The sequence below is a fragment of the Streptomyces sp. NPDC004111 genome (genome assembly GCF_042874215.1).
GTDB lineage: Bacteria > Actinomycetota > Actinomycetes > Streptomycetales > Streptomycetaceae > Streptomyces.
In genome coordinates this window covers 304,391-321,992 of record NZ_JBIAMU010000002.1, presented here as the reverse complement: position 1 = coordinate 321,992, position 17,602 = coordinate 304,391, and the positions used below count along the sequence as shown (strand labels likewise).

Sequence of the window (17,602 nt, the reverse complement as noted above, 5' to 3'; positions counted from 1 at the left end):
GGCCCGCGCACCCCCTACCCCACGTCCAGCGCGTTGCGCAGCCCCAGCCGCCACCGCGTCCGGTCGTGCCGCTTCAGTGTCTCGACGGCCGGGATCTTGTGCATCCCCCGCACCTTCACCCGGGGCGCGCTCGAACCCTCACGGTCGAGGAGCGCGTTGACCGCAGCCCGCGCCGACGCGTTCGCGCCCTCCATTGTCGCCAGGTCGATGTCCACGGCGACGTAGTCACCGGCCAGGTAGAAGTTGGGGATGGTGGTGCCGGCCGACGGGCGGTTGTGCAGCGTCCCCACCGGGTGGATCAGCAGCTCGTCCTCATTGGTGGGGTTCGGGGTGCCGAGGCCGTCGACGCCCGGGTCGAGGAACCACGAGTGCAGGGCGGAGTCCCGCAGCACCGTCTTCCCCGTGTCGTTCAGCGCCGCCTTCAGCTGCGCCCACACCTCCTTGGCCACCTCCTCCCGCGTGCACTGCTTCGCCGTCTTTCCGTACAGCATCCCCGGCTTGTCCCACTCCGAGATGTCCACCGACAGGCACTCCACCGCGACCCCGTCCCCGTAGACGGCGGGGAAGTCGCGGTCCGGCCAGTGGCCGGCCTGGGCGATCCCGGTGAGGGACCACGGGGAGTCGATGAGATTCACATGCCCGTCGACCATCTTCGGACGTTCCGTCAGATAGAACTGGATGCCCGTCATCCAGTCCGTCTCCAGCTTGTCGGCGCGCACCAACTGCGGCTCCAGCGCCCGCATTTCGGCGTTCCAGGTGCGCCGCGCGTGCTCCACCGGCATCGCCGAGACGTAGTGGTCGGCCATCACGGACTGCCGGACGCCCGCCGGGTCCTCGATCACCGTCGCGCTGATCCGGCCGCCCGCCGTCCTCAGCTCGCGTACCGTCCAGCCCAGCTTGAAGTCGACTCCCAGGGACTTCAGATGGGTCACCCAGGGGTCGATCCACGCCTCGTTCGTCGGCGCGTTCAGGATGCGGTCGGGCGGGCCGTCGGCGCCCTGGCCGAGGAGGTTGAAGACGAAGGCCTCGCCGAGGGTGCCGACCGTGCGGGTGCTGGCCTCCTCCGCCTTGGTGGCGACGATGTTGCGGGTGACGCCGATGGCGAGGATGCGCTGGTAGTCCAGGGACATCTTCGCCGCGCGCACGAACTCCCACCAGGGGGTCTTCTCCCAGGTGCTGTTGCGGCGCTCGTCGCAGCTGGTGAGGAAGACCAGGGCGCGGTTCACGAAGTAGGCGACCTCGTGGAGCGGGAGGTTGAAGGCCGTGTCGATCAGCCCGGTCAGGGCCCGGCGGAGGTCGTCGAGGTCCAGTTCGGCGGGCTTGTGGCCGGGCCAGGGGATAGGCATCCGGATGTCCTCGCGGCCGGTGCGGGCGAACATCATCTCCGGCGGCGCGACCAGGTTGTCCCAGACGCCGTTCGCGTTCCCGGGGAAGGGGATGCGGCGCATGGTGTCCGGGAGGTTGTGGTAGATGCCGGGGATGAAGCGGAAGCCGTGCTCGGCGGGCAGCGGGCGCCGACCGCCCTTCGCGCTGCCCGGCACGTCCATGCTGCGGGCCTTGCCGCCGAGGGCGCGTCTCTCGTAGACGGTGACCTGGAAGCCGCGTTCGGCCAGTTCGTGCGCGGCGGTGAGCCCGGCGACACCGCCGCCGAGAACGGCGACGGACCTGCCGGCGGCGGGGACGGCCGGTGCCGCCGGTGCGGCGGCGTGCGCGGCCTGGGCCACCGGGAGCGCGCCGAGCGCCGCGCCGCCGCCCAGCGCCGCCGCACCGGCCACGAACGTACGCCGCGAGGCCTTTGTGGCGTTCGTGGCGTCCGAGGTGTCCGGAGCGCCCGAGGTGTGTGCGGACGTGCCGACCGTACGATCCATCTGCCCAGCCCCTTACCAGTGGTAACCGCAACCTGAGTCGCAGGAGCATAGGACGGGCCCGCCCGGCACGGAAGTCATCTGTACCCACAACTGGTGCGCGGGCAAAGGCAGTTGGCCGATATCGGTCGCTCAGTCGGTCGTCCGGTAGCAGTACGAGCCGGTCTCCGGCAGGGCCAGCTCGGGACGCCATGCGCGCAGCACCGCCGCCGAGGGCACGAAGAGCGGCCCCGGGATCTCCCCGGGGGCGAACCACTCCCACCGCGCGATCTTGTCCGGTTCGGTCACCCGGGCCGTTCCTTCGGCGGCCTCGGTCACCGCCGCCGCCGAGATCCGGTTCAGGCCGTACGCGGTGTCCATCAGCAGGGCCACCACCCGCACCGAGTCCGCGGGCGCCAACAGACCCGTCTCCTCGGCCAGTTCACGGACCCCCGCCGCCTCGAAGCTCTCGCCCGCGTCGACCTTGCCGCCGGGCAGCTCCCAGTTGCCGTTGTGCCCGAGACCGAGCAGCACCCGGCCCGTCCCATCGACGACGATCATGCCGACGCCGGTGAGGCAGTTGGGCGTGGGAGAGACGCGGGCGAGGGTGTCGAGCGGGGCGGGGGAGGAAGAGGGGGCGAGGGGGGCGGTCCGGCCGTCCTGGGGGCTTTGTGCGGTGCTCATGATCCTCGACAGTAACGCCCACGGAACACCCGAAGGTCCGGCCCCGGGCCGACGGGTGGCCCTTGCGGAGGAGTTCGCACCGGACGGTGGGCGACCCGTGCGGTGTCCACCGGCCGACCGTGCAGCGCTGCGCGGCGGCGTCCGTACCGCGCAGTGAGCGACCTGGGCGGTGTCCATCGAGCCGTGCGCGGAACGCCTTCGCTTGAGTGCGCGCCCGCCCGGTTGGCGAACGCGGGTGGTGCCCACAGAATTGCCCGCTGGGCGCCCTGCGGAGGGGGCCGGTCCACCCGTCGGCGACCCGCGCGGCGCCCCCGAACCGCCCGCGCAGCGCCATGCGGTGGAGTTCGCGGCGTCCGGCGCCCGGCCGGTGTGCGTGGGGCCGTGCCGTCCCGGCGCGTGCCCGTCGCCGTGCGCGAGGGGCGCGGGGAGGTGCCCGTTACTCTGGGGCCCGTCGTGACTGATGCGTGCCCCGTGGCACAACCCCCGTGGCACAGGAGGAGCAGACCGTGGCCGAGTCCGTCATACCCCCGCCGGACCCTCTCGCCCCCCGGGGAATCCCCCTCACCGGACTCCGCCGCCGCCTCTCCCGCACGGCCGTCGCCCTCGTCGGGCTTCTCGCGCTCGTCCACTCCACCATGCTGGTGCTCTACGTCGCGACGGACTTCCCGCCCTCGAAGACGTACGCCAAGCAGATCGACTGGTGGATGCGGCCGATGTTCCCCCAGGACTGGAACATCTTCGCCCCCGACCCCTCCCACTACAACCTCCACCTGGAGGTCCGTACCCGGGTCGACGGGAAGCTCGGCGCGTGGACCGACCTCACCGCGTACGACAACTCCCGCTACCGGGGCGACCTGCTCCCCAGCATCGAGGACCAGCTCGTGCTGCGCCGGGCGGTCTCCCAGTACCAGACCAGCGCCCGCAACCAGGACCGGACCCCGGCGGCCGACGAGGCCCGCAGCCGCAACGCCCGCTACCTCCTGAACGTGATCCGCGTCCGCCTCGACGCCATGGGCAAACCCCTCGGCGACGCCGTCGAGCTGCGCACCCGCTCCACCCTCATCCCCGCCCCCGACACCCCCGGCGCCACCGAGCGCCCCACCTACCGCACGCTCGGCTACTGGACGGTGACCCCGTGACCGCCCGCCAGGCACTCCGGCTCGGCGGCGACCGGATCGGCTCCCTCGGCAGCCGCGTCACCGCGGCGCTGCGCGACCTCACCGTGCGCCCCCTCTCGCTCTACAGCGCGGCGGCCATGCGCATCGGGCTGGCCGGGCTGTACGTCGTCCACCTGCTGCGCGAACTCCCGCACGCCGACCGCCTCTGGGGGCCCGGCTCGCCCCTCACCCCCGAACTCTTCGACGACACGCTGCGGGCGCGCGGCTGGGACGGCGCGTTCGGCTGGTGGTACGGGCTGCTGTCCACCGACAGCTCCCTGGTCTTCTACGCCTGGTACGCCGTCGCGCTCGCGGTCGCGGTGCTGTACGCGCTCGGCTGGCACACCCGGGCGATGTCCCCGCTCTTCGTCTTCGTCGTGGTCGCCTTCTACATCCGGGGCACCAGCGCCAACAGCGGATGGGCCCTGCTGAGCCTCCTGTTCGCCAACTACCTCGTCGCCGTCGCCTCCGGCCGCCGCTGGTCGCTCGACGCCCGCCGCCGGGCCAAGCGGGGCAACGCCCCGAGCAGGTACGTCTTCTGGGGCGAGGAGACCGAGGAACTGCGCCGCCGCGCGGTGACCGTCCTGCACAACGCCGGCCTGGGCGTCATCGCCCTCCAGGTGATGGTCATCTACACCTCGGCCGCGATGTACAAGATCCGGGGCGCCTCCTGGCGGGACGGCTCCGCGCTCTACTACGCGATGATGAGCGACGACTTCTCGACCTTTCCCGAGCTGTCGGCGTGGATCGTGAGCCACGGGACGTTCACGGCGGTCATGGCGTACGTGACGGTCTTCTCCCAGGTACTCTTCGCCGCCCTGGTGTTCAACCGCCGTCTCAAGTACGTGATCCTCGTCGTGATGCTCAGCACGCACCTGGGAATAGGCCTGTTCATGGCGCTCCCGATGTTCTCGGCGATCACCATCGTGGGCGACCTGGTCTTCCTGCCCACCTCGTTCTGGCTGGCGGCGACGGCCCTCGTACGGACCTGGCGGGAGCCGGCGGCGAAACCGGGGGAGCGGCAGCCGGATACCGCCCCGGACTCCGTGCCCGACCCCGGCCCGGACACCGGAGGAAGCGCCGGGAAGGCGCAGGCCGGCACCCGGGCGGAGGTTTCTTAGCGAGCCCCCGCACACGCACCCATCAGGGCCCCACCGCAGCACGCGGTGGGGCCCTGATGCGTGTGCACGAGGTTTCGGATACACAGATCATTCGGATGATGGCATCATGTGAACGAGATATTCGAAGGGGAGGCACTCGTGCAGGAACAGACCAGGGAACAGGCCGGGCAACAGAGCGGGCCGCACGGACGGGCAGAGGTGCCGGAGATCCAGCTCGCCGATCCGGAGGTGGTGCGGGACCCGTTCACCGTCTACGGACGCGCCCGCGAACAGGGCCCCGTCGCCCGCTTGGTGGCCCCGGGATTCGGCGGGATGTGGGCGGTCACCCGGTACGCGGAGGCCCGCGAGCTGCTGAGCGACGCGCGTTTCGAGATCCGCAGCGACAGCTTCCTGCGGCCCGAAGTGCCGGACGACTGCGAGCCGTACATGCGGACCATGGCGGAGATGAACGGCCCCGAGCACCACCGGCTGCGCCGACTGGTGTCCCCGGCGTTCAGCGCCCGCCGGGCCGCCGCCTTCCGGCCCCGTATCGAAGCGGTCGTCGACCGGCTCGTGGACGAACTGGACGAGCAGCTTGCCCGGTCCGGCGACGGCACGGCCGATCTGCTGCCGCACTTCGCCGTGCACCTGCCCATGGACGTCATCTGCGCGTGGGTGGGCGTGCCGGAGGAGATGAGGCCGCAGTGGCGGGAGTTCGGCCGGACCGTCGTCTTGGGGGCGGGGGCAGACTTCGCCGCGGCGATCCCCGGGATCGTCCGGGGCGCGCGCCGCACGGTCGAGCTGCGCCGCTGCGAACCCGGCGACGACCTGCTCACCGAGCTGATCCGGGTGCGGGACGAGGACGGCGACCGGCTCAGTGACGTCGAGCTGGTGACGCTGGTGTGGCACCTGGTGATGGCGGGTCAGTCTCCGACACCGCTGGTGGCCAACGCGGTCGACGCGCTGCTGGCGAACCCGGCCGAACTCGACGCGCTCCGGGAGGATCCGACCCTGCTGCCCGTCGCCATGGAGGAGCTGGGCAGGCTGGCCGGGCCGACGATCCTGTCCATCCCCCGGTACGCGACGCAGGACCTGGTGCTGCACGGGGTGCCGGTGGCGAAGGGGGAGGCGGTCACGGCGGTCGTCGCCGCCGCCAACCGCGACCCCCGCGCGTACGCGTCACCGGACCGGCTGGACGTACGCCGCACGACACCTGCCGCGCCCCATCTCGGCTTCGGCCACGGCAGCCACTTCTGTCTGGGCGCCTCGGTGGCCCGCGTCCAGACCGAGGTGGCGGTCGGCACCCTGCTCCGGCGCTACCCCTCGCTGGCACGGGCCGGGGAGGCCGGGCGGGCGATGGACCCGGGGGCGTGGCGGCTGGAGAGCCTGCCGGTACGGGTCTGACGGACCGTCGCGGCGAAGGGGCGGGCGGGGCCGGCGGGGCTGGCGGGGCCGGCGGGGGAGCGCACCGGGCGGTCTGCTCCGGGCGGTGCGTTGCCAGCGGACGTACCGGGCGGTCCCTAGCGGGCGGACGTGCCGGGCGGTCCGCAGCGGGCGAACGTACCGGCCGGACGCAGCGGGCGAACGCAGCCGGCGGACCGCACCGCCCTGCCGGGCCGACGAGCGCGAGCCCCCACCGGCCCTTCCCCGCCCCCCCGTACCGCCCCGGGCCGTGTCACCGGCTCGGGCCGGTCCGGCATGCGGGAACCGCCGCCGGGTGTGAAGGTGCAAGAGTGACCACTGCCAGCGACAACGCCCACGAGTCCGCGACCGCCGTGCGGGCCGCCGAGCCCGTGCCGCCCGTCCTCGAAGGACGCAGGCGCAACATCGTCTTCGGGACGATCATGCTCGGCGTACTGCTCGCGGCCCTCGACCAGACGATCGTGGGCACGGCGCTGCCGACCATCGTCTCCGACCTCGGCGGAGCCGCCCACATGTCGTGGGTGGTCACGGCGTACCTGCTGGCGGAGACCGTCGCGACCGTCCTGGTCGGCAAGTTCGGCGACCTGTTCGGCCGGAAGGTGGTCTTCCAGGTCTCGGCGGTCATCTTCATCACGGGTTCGTTCCTGTGCGGCCTCGCGACGAACATGACGCTCCTGATCGTCTGGCGGGGCGTCCAGGGCATCGGCGCGGGCGGGCTGATGGTCACCGCGATGGCGCTCATCGCCGATGTGATCCCGCTGCGGGAACGCGGCAAGTACCAGGGTGCGATCGGCGCGGTGTTCGGCGTCTCGACCGTGGTCGGCCCGCTCCTCGGCGGCCTGTTCACCGACCACCTGAGCTGGCGGTGGGCGTTCTACGTGAACGTCCCCATCGCCATCCTGGTCGTCGTCGCCGCGGCCCGCACGATCCCGTCCGTGAAGTCGGTGAACAAGCCGACCATCGACTACCTCGGCATCGCACTCGTGGCGATCGGCTCCAGCGCCCTCGTCCTGGCGACCAGCTGGGGCGGCAACGAGTACGCGTGGGGTTCGGCCGTCATCATCGGCCTCTTCGTCGGCGGCGTCGTCGCGCTGCTGCTGTTCTGCCTGGTGGAAACGCGCGCGGCCGAACCCATGCTGCCGATGAAGCTCTTCGCCAACCCGGTCTTCACGGTCTGCTCCATCCTCAGCTTCATCGTGGGCTTCGCCATGCTGGGCGCGATGACCTTCCTGCCCACCTACCTCCAGTACGTGGACGGCGACTCGGCCACCATCTCCGGCGTGCGGACCCTGCCCATGGTGATCGGGCTGCTCATCGCGTCGATCTTCAGCGGCAACGTGGTCAGCAAGACCGGCACCTACCGGATCTTCCCGATCGTCGGCTCGGCCGTCATGGGCCTCGGTCTCTATCTGCTCTCGCTGATGGGCCCCGCCACCAGCACCTGGATGGAATCCCTGGACATGTTCGTGCTGGGCGTCGGCATCGGACTGTGCATGCAGGTCCTCACCATCGCCGTGCAGAACACCGTGGACTACGCGGACCTCGGCACGGCCACCTCCGGCGTCACCTTCTTCCGTACCCTCGGCAGTTCCTTCGGCGCCGCCGTGTTCGGCACCATCTACGCGAACTCCCTCAAGCCGAACCTGGAGACCGGCGTCGGCGCGGCCGTACGGCTGGCCCCGCCCGGCACCGATCCGGCCGCGATCGTGAAGGCGGCGCAGAGCCCGCAGAGCCTGCACTCGCTCCCCGCGGCCGAGGTGGCGCCCATCGCGCAGGCGTACGCGGACACCCTGAGCACGGTCTTCCTGTGGACGGTGCCGGTGGCGGTGCTGGGCTTCGTGGTCTCGCTCTTCCTCAAGCAGGTCGAGCTGCGGGACACCGCGCGGGTCGGCTCCGCGGACCTGGGCGAGGGCTTCGCCCAGCCGCGGCCGGGCGGTTCGGCGGGCTCGTCGGGCGCCCTGGAACTGGCGGTCGCCAAGATCGTACGGGCCAAGGGGCCGATGACCGCCCGCCAGGTCGTGGCCGACTCCGACACCCGGCTCGACATCGCGGGCGCGTGGGCCGTCATGCAGGTGGACCTCTTCACCCGGATGGTCGGCCACGCCACCCTCGGCCTCATCGCGGGCCGCCGCCACCTGCCGCCGGAGGTACTGCTCCCCGTCTTCGACCGGATGGTGGAGGAGGGCTACCTGACCCGCGACGGCAACTTCCTCTCCCAGACACCGGCGGGCGTCCGCGAGGCACAGGCGATCGGGCGCGCCTGGTCGGACTGGCTCGGCGCACAGCTGGAGAAGGACGTGGGCAGGCCGCGCAGCGCCGAGCTGAAGGTGGCCGCGGACCGGATCGCGAAGCGGCTGCTCGCGGAGGACCTGGCCGAGAACCTGCCGGTCCCCGCAGAGGTCGGGACGGGCGCCTCGCTGGCCCGCTAGCACTGCCACGACACAACAGCCGGCACTGCCACAACAGAATCCGACTGTCCGGCACCAATTGCCGCACAGACCCTGGCCGTCGCCCCTACGGGTCAGTAGGTTGTCCCCTCCCGGGGGCTCGGGCGTGCTCCGGAGATCCGCATTCGCTGGATGATCCAGGGAGCCGTCATGGGCGTACGCAAGGATCTGCGCAGGGCGCGGCAGCGCACGGACCTGGCCGACCGGGTCAGAGTCGAGGTCACCCGCGAAGGGGACACGGTGCGCGAGGCGTACGTCGCCCCGCTCGCCGGCCCGGTCACCACCGGCAGCACCGCCGACATCCCCCACGACAACGCCGCCGAGGCACCGCACGCGGTGGTGGTGCGCCGCAAGGACCCGGGCTCCGCCCACTGGCGGCCGGTCACCGCGGCGGCCTTCGCTGCCGAGATCACCGCCACCGCCAAGGGCCTGGTGGCCGCCGGGCTCGAACCGGGCGATCGGGTCGCCGTGATGAGCCGCACCCGCTACGAGTGGGCCGTGCTGGACTTCGCGGTCTGGGCGGCCGGCGGCCAGGGCGTGCCCGTCTACCCGACCTCCTCGGCCGCCCAGGTCGAGTGGATCCTGCGGGACTCCGGCGCCCGGTTCGTCGTCGCCGAGACCGCGGCGCACACGGAGGTCGTCGCGCGGGCCGCCGCCGAACTCGGGGCGCCCCCGCGCACCTGGACCCTCGACGACGGCGCACTGGCCCAACTCGCCGAAGCGGGAGAGGAGGTGACCGACGAGGAGATCACCAAGCGGCGCACCGCCCTCACCCCCGACACCGTCGCCACCCTCTGCTACACCTCCGGCACCACCGGCAGGCCCAAGGGCTGCGTCCTCACCCACGCCAACCTCCTCGCCGAGGCGGGCAACACCGTCAAGCTCCTGCACCCCGTCTTCGAAGCCGTCACCGGGCAGGCCGCGTCCACCCTGCTCTTCCTGCCGCTCGCCCACATCCTCGGCCGCACCATCCAGATCGCCTGCCTCCGGGCGCGCATCGAGATCGGCCACTGCCCCAGCATCAGGCCCGACGAACTCCGCCCCGAACTCCAGGAGTTCCGGCCCACCTTCATCGTCGGAGTGCCGTACCTCTTCGAGAAGATCCACGACACCGGACGGGCCACCGCCGAGAAGATCGGCCGGGGCGCCTCCTTCGAGCGGGCCGACCGGACCGGTGTGCGGTTCGCCCAGGCGTACCTCGCGAAGTTCCTCGGCCGGGGCAAGGGGCCCGGCCCCGCCCTGTACACCGGATGGGCACTGTACGAACTGCTGGTCTACCGGCGCATCCGCAAGGAACTCGGCGGCCGGCTGCGCTACGCGATCAGCGGCGGCTCCCCGCTCGACCGCCGCCTCAACCTCTTCTTCTACGCCGCCGGAATCGTCGTCTACGAGGGCTACGGCCTGACCGAGACGACCGCCGCCGCCACCATCGTGCCGCCCCTCTCGCCCCGCCCCGGCACCGTCGGCCAGCCCGTCCCCGGCACCGCGATACGTATCGCCGACGACGGAGAAGTCCTGATCAGGGGCCCGATCGTGTTCGGCTCGTACTGGAACAACCCGACCGCGAGCGGCGAGGTGCTCAGCGACGGCTGGCTGGCCACCGGCGACCTCGGCAGCCTGGACGGCGACGGCTACCTCACCATCACCGGCCGCAAGAAGGACCTCCTCGTCACCTCCGGCGGCAAGAACGTCTCACCGAGCGTCCTGGAGGACCGGCTGCGCAGCCGCCCGCCCGTCGGGCAGTGCCTGGTGGTCGGCGACAACCGGCCCTACGTCGCCGCCCTCGTCACCCTGGAGCCCGACGCCCTGCGGCACTGGCTCGCCGTCCGCAAACGCCCGCAGGACACCCCGCTCGCCGAACTCCTCGACGACCCGGCACTGCGCGCCGACGTCCAGAAGGCCGTGGACTACGCCAACGAGGAGGTGTCGCGGGCCGAGTCGATCCGCCGGTTCCTGCTCGTGGAGGGCGAGTTCACCGAGGAGAACGGCATGTTGACACCGTCCCTGAAGGTGAAGCGGCGGGCCGTGGAGCGGGCGTACGAGAGCCGGATCGAGGAGCTGTACCCGGGGGAGTGAGGAGGGTGGTGCCTCACAGATCCCTGCGGTGCACGAGAGCGAGCGCCAGCCCCACCGCGAGCACCGGCCAGAGCCCCAGGACGATCCACGAGTGGAGGTGGGAGGCGGTGTGAGGGAGGGCCGGCATCCAGTCGGGCGCGATCTGCGACAGGTTCGTCCAGGAGTTCAGCGGCATCGCGTACTTGACCGCGGCGGTCCACGGGTCGTTCTCGTTGAGGAACGAGGGCCCCAGGATCAGCACCAGCGCACACCCCGCCACCGTCGCCGCGGCGTGCCGCAGCAGTACACCGAGGGCCATCCCGACCAGCGCGCCCACCGGAGCCAGCGCCGCCGAGGATGCCAGCGAACGCAGCACCTCCGGATCGCCCAGGCCCACGTTCGCGTCGCGCCCCGCCAGGATCGCCTGCGACACCGCGAAGGAGGCGGCCACCACCAGCACCCCGAAGACGGCCGTCACCCCCGTGAGGACCAGCGCCTTCGCGGCCAGGAACGAGCGGCGCGCCGGGACCGCGGCGAGCGAGGTGCGGATCATGCCGCTCGCGTACTCGTTGACCACGGTCAGCGCGCCCAGGGTGCCGACGACCATCAGCAGGACCATGCCCGCGGGCAGCGGAAAGGCGTCCCGGACGGCCCAGGTGGGGACGAAGGTCTGCTCCCGGATGCCCGCCGGGTAGTCGGGCCAGTTCCGGTAGTCGGCGAACGCCCCGTTGGCGGCGATGGCGACGAGGACCAGCGCGGTCAGCGGAAAGGCCCAGCGGTTCGCGCGCAGGGCCCACAGCCTGAGCCACTCGGCGGCCAGCAGGTCGCGGAAGCGGGCGGGCGGGGCGGCGCCCGCACCGACGGCGGAGGGCGTGGTGCGTACGGCGGTCATCGGGCTGCTCCGGATCCGGGAAGGGGTGTCGTGCCGGGGGCGTCCGCCGAGGCGGGGTACTCGACGCTGTCCGCGGTCAGTTCCATGAACGCCTCCTCCAACGAGGCGGTGCGCGTGGTGAGTTCGGACAGGGGGATGCGCCGGTGGGCGGCGAGTTCACCGATGCGGCCGGCGGCCAGACCGGTCACGACCAGCAGCCCCTCGGCGGCCGTCTCCACCGAAGCGCCCTCGGCGAGGAGCGCGGGAGCCAGCGCCCCGGGGTCGGCGGTGCGCACCGTCACGCTCAGCCGGGTGCCGCGCGCCGCGAAGTCCGCGAGGCTCTCGGCGGCGATCAGTTCGCCCCGCCCGATGACGACCAGCTGTTCGGCGGTGTTCTGCATCTCCGACATCAGGTGGCTCGACACGAACACCGTCCGCCCCTCGGCGGCCAGCCGCCGCAGCAGGGTGCGCAGCCACAGCACCCCCTCCGGGTCCAGGCCGTTGACCGGCTCGTCGAAGAGCAGCACCGGAGGGTCCCCGAGCAGCGCGCCCGCGATCCCGAGCCGCTGCTTCATGCCCAGCGAGAACCCGCCGATCCGCCGCCCCGCCGCGCGGGCCAGCCCCACCTCCTCCAGCACCGAGGCCACCCGTCGCCGGGGCAGACCGTTGCCGCGGGCCAGCACCGCGAGGTGGTCCCGGGCGGTGTACCCCTTGTGCACGTCCTGCGCGTCGAGGAGCGCCCCGACGTCCCGCAGCCCGCGCGGGCGGTCCCGGAACGGGCGGCCGTCGATCAGCGCCGTGCCGGAGGTCGGGTCGTTCAGGCCCAGGATCGTCCGCAGCGTGGTGGACTTCCCCGAGCCGTTGGGGCCCAGGAAACCGGTGACGTGCCCCGGGCGCACGGTGAAGGACAGACCGCGCACGGCGGTGGTCCTCCCGAAACTCTTCGTCAGTTCGTCTACTTCGATCACCCGGCCCACGGTGCCGGGGGCGCCCCGGGCCCGGCATCGGCCCGGCGGCCCCCTCCCGGCGGCCCGGGGCAGCCCGTGGGCGTACGCCCCGGGGCCCATGACCCGCCGCCGGGGCCGCCGTACGATCGGCCCCATGTACGACAGGAGCACCGCCCCGAGCGCGCCGGCACGTCCGGGCCGCGGCACCCCCGCGCTGCGGCCGGCCCTGGCCTGGGCCGGGGCGGCCGTCTTCCCGGTGGCGCTCTACTTCACCGTGTTCAGCAGCGGAGACCGCCCCGCGGGGCTGCAGTTCCTGCTGCCCGCCCTGCTCTCCCTGCTGCCCGTCGGACTGCTGCTCAGGCACCCGCTGCCCGCCCTGGTCCCGGTCCTGGCGGGCATCTTCGCGGCCGGGACGGCGGTGCCCCGCCGCTGGGTGGAGTTCCCGCGCGGTTACCCGGTCCAGGCGATCGAACTGGAAGCGGAGTGGGCGGCGTACGCCCTGCTGGTCCCCGGCGTCCTCGCCGTGGGCATCATCGCGGCCACCCGGATGCCGCGGGCGGCGATCGGCGCCGCCGTCGCCGTGTTCACGGCCCTGGCGGGCACCGCCACGTACTACACCTCGGGCCGGACGCACTACACCAGCACCCTCGTGCTGTTCGTCCTCGTGCTCCTCGTCGCGGGCGTGAGCGGGTACGCGGTACGCGAGCGCAGACGGCACGCCGCGGAACTCGGCGCGCAGGCCGCCGCCCAGGCGGTCACGGCCGAACGGCTGCGCATCGCAAGGGAGTTGCACGACATGGTCGCGCACAGCATCGGCATCATCGCCATCCAGGCGGGGGTCGGCGGCCGGGTCATCGACACCCAGCCGGTGGAGGCCCGCAAGGCGCTCGGCGCCATCGAGACCACCAGCCGCGAGACCCTGGCCGGACTGCGCAGGATGCTCGGCGCACTCCGGCAGGCCGGCCCCGAGGACGGCCCGGCCGGCGAGGCACCGCCGCTCGACCCCGCGCCCGGACTCGCCGACCTCGACCGGCTGGCCGCGACGACGACCGACGCCGGGGTACGGGTCGAGGTGACCTGGGAAGGGGAGCGCCGCCCGCTCCCCGCCGACCTCGACCTGTCCGCGTACCGCATCGTGCAGGAGGCGCTCACCAACGTCGTCCGGCACGCGGACACCCCCAGCTGCCGGGTGACGGTCACCCGGCGGGAGCGGGAGATCGCCGTGGAGGTGGTCGACGACGGGCGCGGCGGCGCAGCGCCCGGCGCCGGGTACGGGCTGGCCGGGATGCGCGAGCGGGTCGCCCTGCTGCACGGCGAGTTCAGTGCCGGAGCGCGCCCCGGCGGCGGCTTCCGGGTGGCCGCCCGGCTGCCCCTGCCGTCCGACGCGGCCCTCCCCGCGGGGACGGCGGGCCGATGACCGTACGGGTACTGCTCGCCGACGACCAGCCGCTCGTGCGGGCCGGGCTGCGCGTCCTGATGACCGACACCCCCGACCTCGTGGTGGTCGGCGAGGCCGGGAACGGCGACGAGGCGCTCGCCCTGGTGGCCGAGACGGGCCCGGACGTCGTCGTGATGGACATCCGGATGCCCGGCACCGACGGCATCGAGGCCACCCGCCGGATCACCGTCGGACATCCCGGGGTACGGGTGCTGATGCTCACCACCTTCGACGACGACGCCTACGTCCACGGCTCGCTGCGCGCCGGGGCGAGCGGCTTCGTCGTCAAGGACATGGCGCTGGAGGAGATCCTCGCCGCGATCCGCGTCGTGGCCGCCGGGGACGCGCTGATCGCGCCCGGGGTCACCCGCCGGCTGATCGCGGAGTTCGCGGCCCGGCCCGAGCCCGCCCCGCCGGCCGCCCTGCCGCCCGCCCTGGGCCAGATCACCGGGCGGGAGCGGGAGGTGCTGACCCACATCGGACGGGGCCTGTCCAACAGCGAGATCGCCGCCGCCCTGTTCATCAGCGTCGCCACCGTGAAGGCCCACGTGGCACGGCTGTTCACCAAGCTGGACGCCCGCGACCGGGTGCAGCTCGTGATCATCGCGTACGACACCGGGCTGGTGGCCCCGCCCCGCTGAGGGCGTCCGTGCGGCTCCGTAATCCCGTTGACGGCGCTGGGAGACTGGCCCGGTGGACGAGACGAAGCAGGTGCACGAGACAGACCGCTTCCGGGCGGCGATCGTCGGCTGGGCGGCCGGGGGCCCCGGCGCCCCGGCCGCCGAGGCGGCGGCGCGGGACGTGGCGGCCGGGTCCGGGGTCCGTACGGTCGTGGTCGTCGAGGGGGTGAGCGACCGGGCGGCGCTGGAGGCCCTGGCCCTGCGGCGCGGGCGCGACCTCGGTGCCGCGGGAGTGTGCGTCGTACCGCTGGGCGGCGCCACCAGCATCGGCCGGTTCCTCGCCCTCCTGGGGCCGCAAGGGCTCGGCCTGCGGCTCGGCGGGCTGTGCGACGCGGCCGAGACGGGCTTCTTCCGGCGGGCCCTGGAACGCGCCGCGATCGGCAGCCCGGACACCCACGAGGAACTGGCCCGGCTCGGCTTCTTCGTCTGCGACGCCGACCTGGAGGACGAGCTGATCCGGGCGCTCGGCCCGCGGGGGGTCGAGCAAGTGGTCGCCGAACAGGGCGACCTGCGGTCGCTGCGCACCTTCCGCAACCAGCCCGCCCAGCGCGAGCGCACCGAGCGGCAGCGGCTGCGCCGCTTCGTCGGCACCACCGCGGGGCGCAAGGAGGCGTACGCGCGGGCCATGGTCGAGGCACTCGACCTCGACCGGGTGCCCCGTCCGCTCGACGACCTGCTCGCCCACATGTGAGAGCCTCCAGGACAATCAGCCGGATCGGGGCGGCGGCCTGCCGGGCCGACCCGGCGGTCAGCGGGCTCGACCGAACCGGAAGGCGGAAACATGGGTGACGGTGGCGTGGGACACGGCGCGGAGGCCGCACGCGGCGGGCACGAGGACGAGATCCGGGAACTGATCGGCCGGATGACCGTCGCCGAGAAGCTCGGCCAGCTCCAGCAGCTCTCCTGGACCGGTGCGACCGGCCCCGGCGGCAGCCAGACCGCCGAGGCCGAAGAGGCCGCCAGACAGGGCCGGCTGGGGTCCGTCCTCAACATCGTCGGCGCCCGGCACAGCAACGCCCTCCAGCGGATCGCCGTCGAGGAGTCCCGCCTCGGCATCCCCCTGGTCTTCGGCCTCGACGTCATCCACGGCTTCTGGACCACCTTCCCGATCCCGCTGGCCCAGGCCGCCGCCTTCGACCCCGAGGTCGCACGGACCGACGGGGAGGTGTCCGCACGGGAGGCCCGCTCCCAGGGCGTCCACTGGACGTTCGCCCCGATGATGGACGTCAGCCGCGACCCGCGCTGGGGCCGCATCGCCGAGAGCTGCGGCGAGGACCCGTACCTGACCGCCGCCTACGCGGCGGCCAAGACGCGCGGCTACCAGGGCGAGCACCCCGGCGACCTGGCCACCGCCGAACGCGTCGCCGCCTGCGCCAAGCACTTCGTGGCGTACGGCGGTGCCGAGGGCGGGCGCGACTACAACACGGTCGACGTGTCGGAGTCCCGGCTGCGCAACCTCTACCTGCCCCCGTTCAAGGCCGCCCTGGACGCGGGCTGCGCCACCGTCATGGCCTCCTTCAACACCCTCAGCGGCATCCCCGCGCACGCCAACACCCACACCCTGACCCATGTCCTCAAGGAGGAGTGGGAGTTCACCGGACCGGTCGTCAGCGACTGGAACGGCGTCGGCGAACTCCTCCCGCACGGCTTCGCCGCCGACGGTGCGGACGCGGGCCGGATCGCGCTGGCCGCCGGGGTCGACATGGAGATGGTCAGCACCCATCTCGCCGACCACGGCGAGGAGTTGGTCAAGGCGGGCCGGATCGAGGAGGAGCGGCTCGACGACGCGGTGGCCCGGGTGCTGCGCCTCAAGTACGCCCTCGGGCTGTTCGCGCGGCCCTACACCGACGAGTCCGCCGCCGTCGACGTGCCGACGCCCGCCGCGCGCCGGGCGGCCAGGGAGGCCGCGGCGCGCTCCATGGTGCTGCTGAAGAACGAGGACGGGGTGCTGCCCGTCGCGCCGGGGAAGGCGGTGGCGGTGGTCGGCCCGTTCGCCGACTCCCGCGACCTGCACGGCACCTGGCAGGGGCCCGGCGGGGAGAAGTTCCCGCCGGTGACCGTCCTGCACGGCATCCGCGACGTCGCCGGGCGCGGCGCCCGCGTCACCTACGGGGTCGGCGCGACCAAGGCGGCCGACCTCGTCGTCGTGGTCGTCGGCGAGTCCGCGACGCTGAGCGGCGAGGCGGCCTCCCGCAGCGACCTGGGGCTCCCCGGCGACCAGGAGGAACTGATCGGGGCGGTGGCGGCCACCGGCATCCCCTTCGTCGTGGTCCTCCTCAACGGCCGCCCGCTGGTGCTCGGCGACTGGCTGGAACGGGCGTCGGCGGTCCTGGAGGCGTGGCACCCCGGCATCGAGGGCGGCAACGCCGTCGCCGACGTCCTCTACGGCCGGGTCAACCCGGGCGGCAAGCTCCCGGTGTCCTTCCCCCGGAGCGCCGGGCAGGTCCCGGTCCACTACAACCACGAGAACACCGGCCGCCCCTACGACCCGAGGACCCCCGGCAACACCTTCGTCACCGGCTACCTGGACGTCGAGCGCACCCCGCGGTTCCCCTTCGGCCACGGGCTGAGCTACACGGCCTTCGAGACCGGCACCCCCAGGGCGAGCGTGCCGGACATCACCGTCGCCGGGCTGGAACGCGGCGAGACCTTCGAGGTCGAGGTGCCGGTGCGCAACACCGGCGACCGGGACGGCGACGAGGTCGTCCAGCTGTACGTCCACGACCCGGTGGCCACCCTCGTCCAGCCGGTCCGCCGGCTGCGCGGATTCCGCCGGGTCACCCTCGGCGCGGGCGAGCGGACCACCGTCCGCTTCACGCTCGGCGCACCGGACCTCGGATTCTGGACGAACGCGCCCGACGGGCACTTCGTCCTCGAACCCGGCGAGATCGTGCTGTACGCCGGGAACAGCTCCACCACGACGGAACACTGCACGGTGACCGTGCGATGAGCAACCG

Annotated in this window: 13 protein-coding genes; 9 read left to right on the top strand and 4 right to left on the bottom strand. The window is 73.0% G+C overall.

The window, feature by feature from the left end; translation table 11 throughout:
- Positions 1-14: 14 nt before the first annotated feature.
- Both ACFYVL_RS05850 and ACFYVL_RS05845 read right to left on the bottom strand, forming a co-directional pair.
- Positions 15-1,868, bottom strand: a complete 1,854-nt coding sequence (locus ACFYVL_RS05850; protein WP_389241560.1) for an FAD-dependent oxidoreductase — start codon at positions 1,866-1,868, stop codon at positions 15-17.
- 129 nt (positions 1,869-1,997) lie between these two features.
- Positions 1,998-2,528 carry an NUDIX hydrolase gene (locus tag ACFYVL_RS05845; RefSeq protein WP_389241559.1) on the bottom strand — a complete coding sequence of 177 codons (531 nt, stop codon included), beginning with the start codon at positions 2,526-2,528 and terminating at the stop codon, positions 1,998-2,000.
- 506 nt (positions 2,529-3,034) lie between these two features.
- On the opposite strand from ACFYVL_RS05845, the gene ACFYVL_RS05840 reads away from it, so the two are divergent.
- The 5 genes from ACFYVL_RS05840 (at position 3,035) to ACFYVL_RS05820 (ending at position 10,730) form a co-directional block, all read left to right on the top strand.
- On the top strand, positions 3,035-3,667 hold the full coding sequence (locus tag ACFYVL_RS05840; RefSeq protein WP_389241558.1) for a DUF5819 family protein: 633 nt from the start codon (positions 3,035-3,037) through the stop codon (positions 3,665-3,667).
- Positions 3,664-4,806, top strand: a complete 1,143-nt coding sequence (locus ACFYVL_RS05835; protein WP_389241557.1) for an HTTM domain-containing protein — start codon at positions 3,664-3,666, stop codon at positions 4,804-4,806. The genes ACFYVL_RS05840 and ACFYVL_RS05835 overlap by 4 nt, the downstream gene beginning before the upstream one ends.
- Positions 4,807-4,914: 108 nt before the next feature.
- Positions 4,915-6,189 (top strand): cytochrome P450, encoded by a 1,275-nt coding sequence (locus ACFYVL_RS05830; RefSeq protein ID WP_389241556.1) that lies wholly within the window; start codon positions 4,915-4,917, stop codon positions 6,187-6,189.
- Positions 6,190-6,518: 329 nt separating this feature from the next.
- Complete coding sequence (locus tag ACFYVL_RS05825; protein ID WP_389241555.1) at positions 6,519-8,636, top strand: MDR family MFS transporter; 2,118 nt, start codon at positions 6,519-6,521, stop codon at positions 8,634-8,636.
- Positions 8,637-8,804: 168 nt separating this feature from the next.
- Entirely contained in the window at positions 8,805-10,730 is a 1,926-nt protein-coding gene (locus ACFYVL_RS05820; RefSeq protein WP_389241554.1) for an AMP-dependent synthetase/ligase, read from the top strand.
- A 13-nt stretch (positions 10,731-10,743) separates the two neighbouring features.
- Here the strand turns inward: ACFYVL_RS05820 and ACFYVL_RS05815 are convergent, their stop codons facing one another.
- On the bottom strand, positions 10,744-11,601 hold the full coding sequence (locus tag ACFYVL_RS05815; protein WP_389241553.1) for an ABC transporter permease: 858 nt from the start codon (positions 11,599-11,601) through the stop codon (positions 10,744-10,746).
- Positions 11,598-12,548 (bottom strand): ABC transporter ATP-binding protein, encoded by a 951-nt coding sequence (locus ACFYVL_RS05810; RefSeq protein ID WP_389241552.1) that lies wholly within the window; start codon positions 12,546-12,548, stop codon positions 11,598-11,600. Before ACFYVL_RS05810 ends, ACFYVL_RS05815 begins: the two co-directional genes overlap by 4 nt.
- 133 nt (positions 12,549-12,681) lie before the next feature.
- Between ACFYVL_RS05810 and ACFYVL_RS05805 the strand changes: the two genes are divergently transcribed.
- The 4 genes from ACFYVL_RS05805 (at position 12,682) to ACFYVL_RS05790 (ending at position 17,595) form a co-directional block, all read left to right on the top strand.
- Positions 12,682-13,944, top strand: a complete 1,263-nt coding sequence (locus tag ACFYVL_RS05805; RefSeq protein WP_389241551.1) for a sensor histidine kinase — start codon at positions 12,682-12,684, stop codon at positions 13,942-13,944.
- Positions 13,941-14,606 carry a response regulator gene (locus ACFYVL_RS05800; RefSeq protein WP_389241550.1) on the top strand — a complete coding sequence of 222 codons (666 nt, stop codon included), beginning with the start codon at positions 13,941-13,943 and terminating at the stop codon, positions 14,604-14,606. The genes ACFYVL_RS05805 and ACFYVL_RS05800 overlap by 4 nt, the downstream gene beginning before the upstream one ends.
- A gap of 70 nt (positions 14,607-14,676) precedes the next feature.
- Positions 14,677-15,336: a TOPRIM nucleotidyl transferase/hydrolase domain-containing protein gene (locus ACFYVL_RS05795; RefSeq protein ID WP_389241800.1), complete on the top strand. Its 660-nt coding sequence runs from the start codon at positions 14,677-14,679 to the stop codon at positions 15,334-15,336.
- Positions 15,337-15,426: 90 nt separating this feature from the next.
- Positions 15,427-17,595, top strand: coding sequence for a glycoside hydrolase family 3 N-terminal domain-containing protein (locus ACFYVL_RS05790; protein ID WP_389241549.1), 2,169 nt, complete (start codon positions 15,427-15,429; stop codon positions 17,593-17,595).
- The last annotated feature ends 7 nt before the right edge of the window (positions 17,596-17,602 follow it).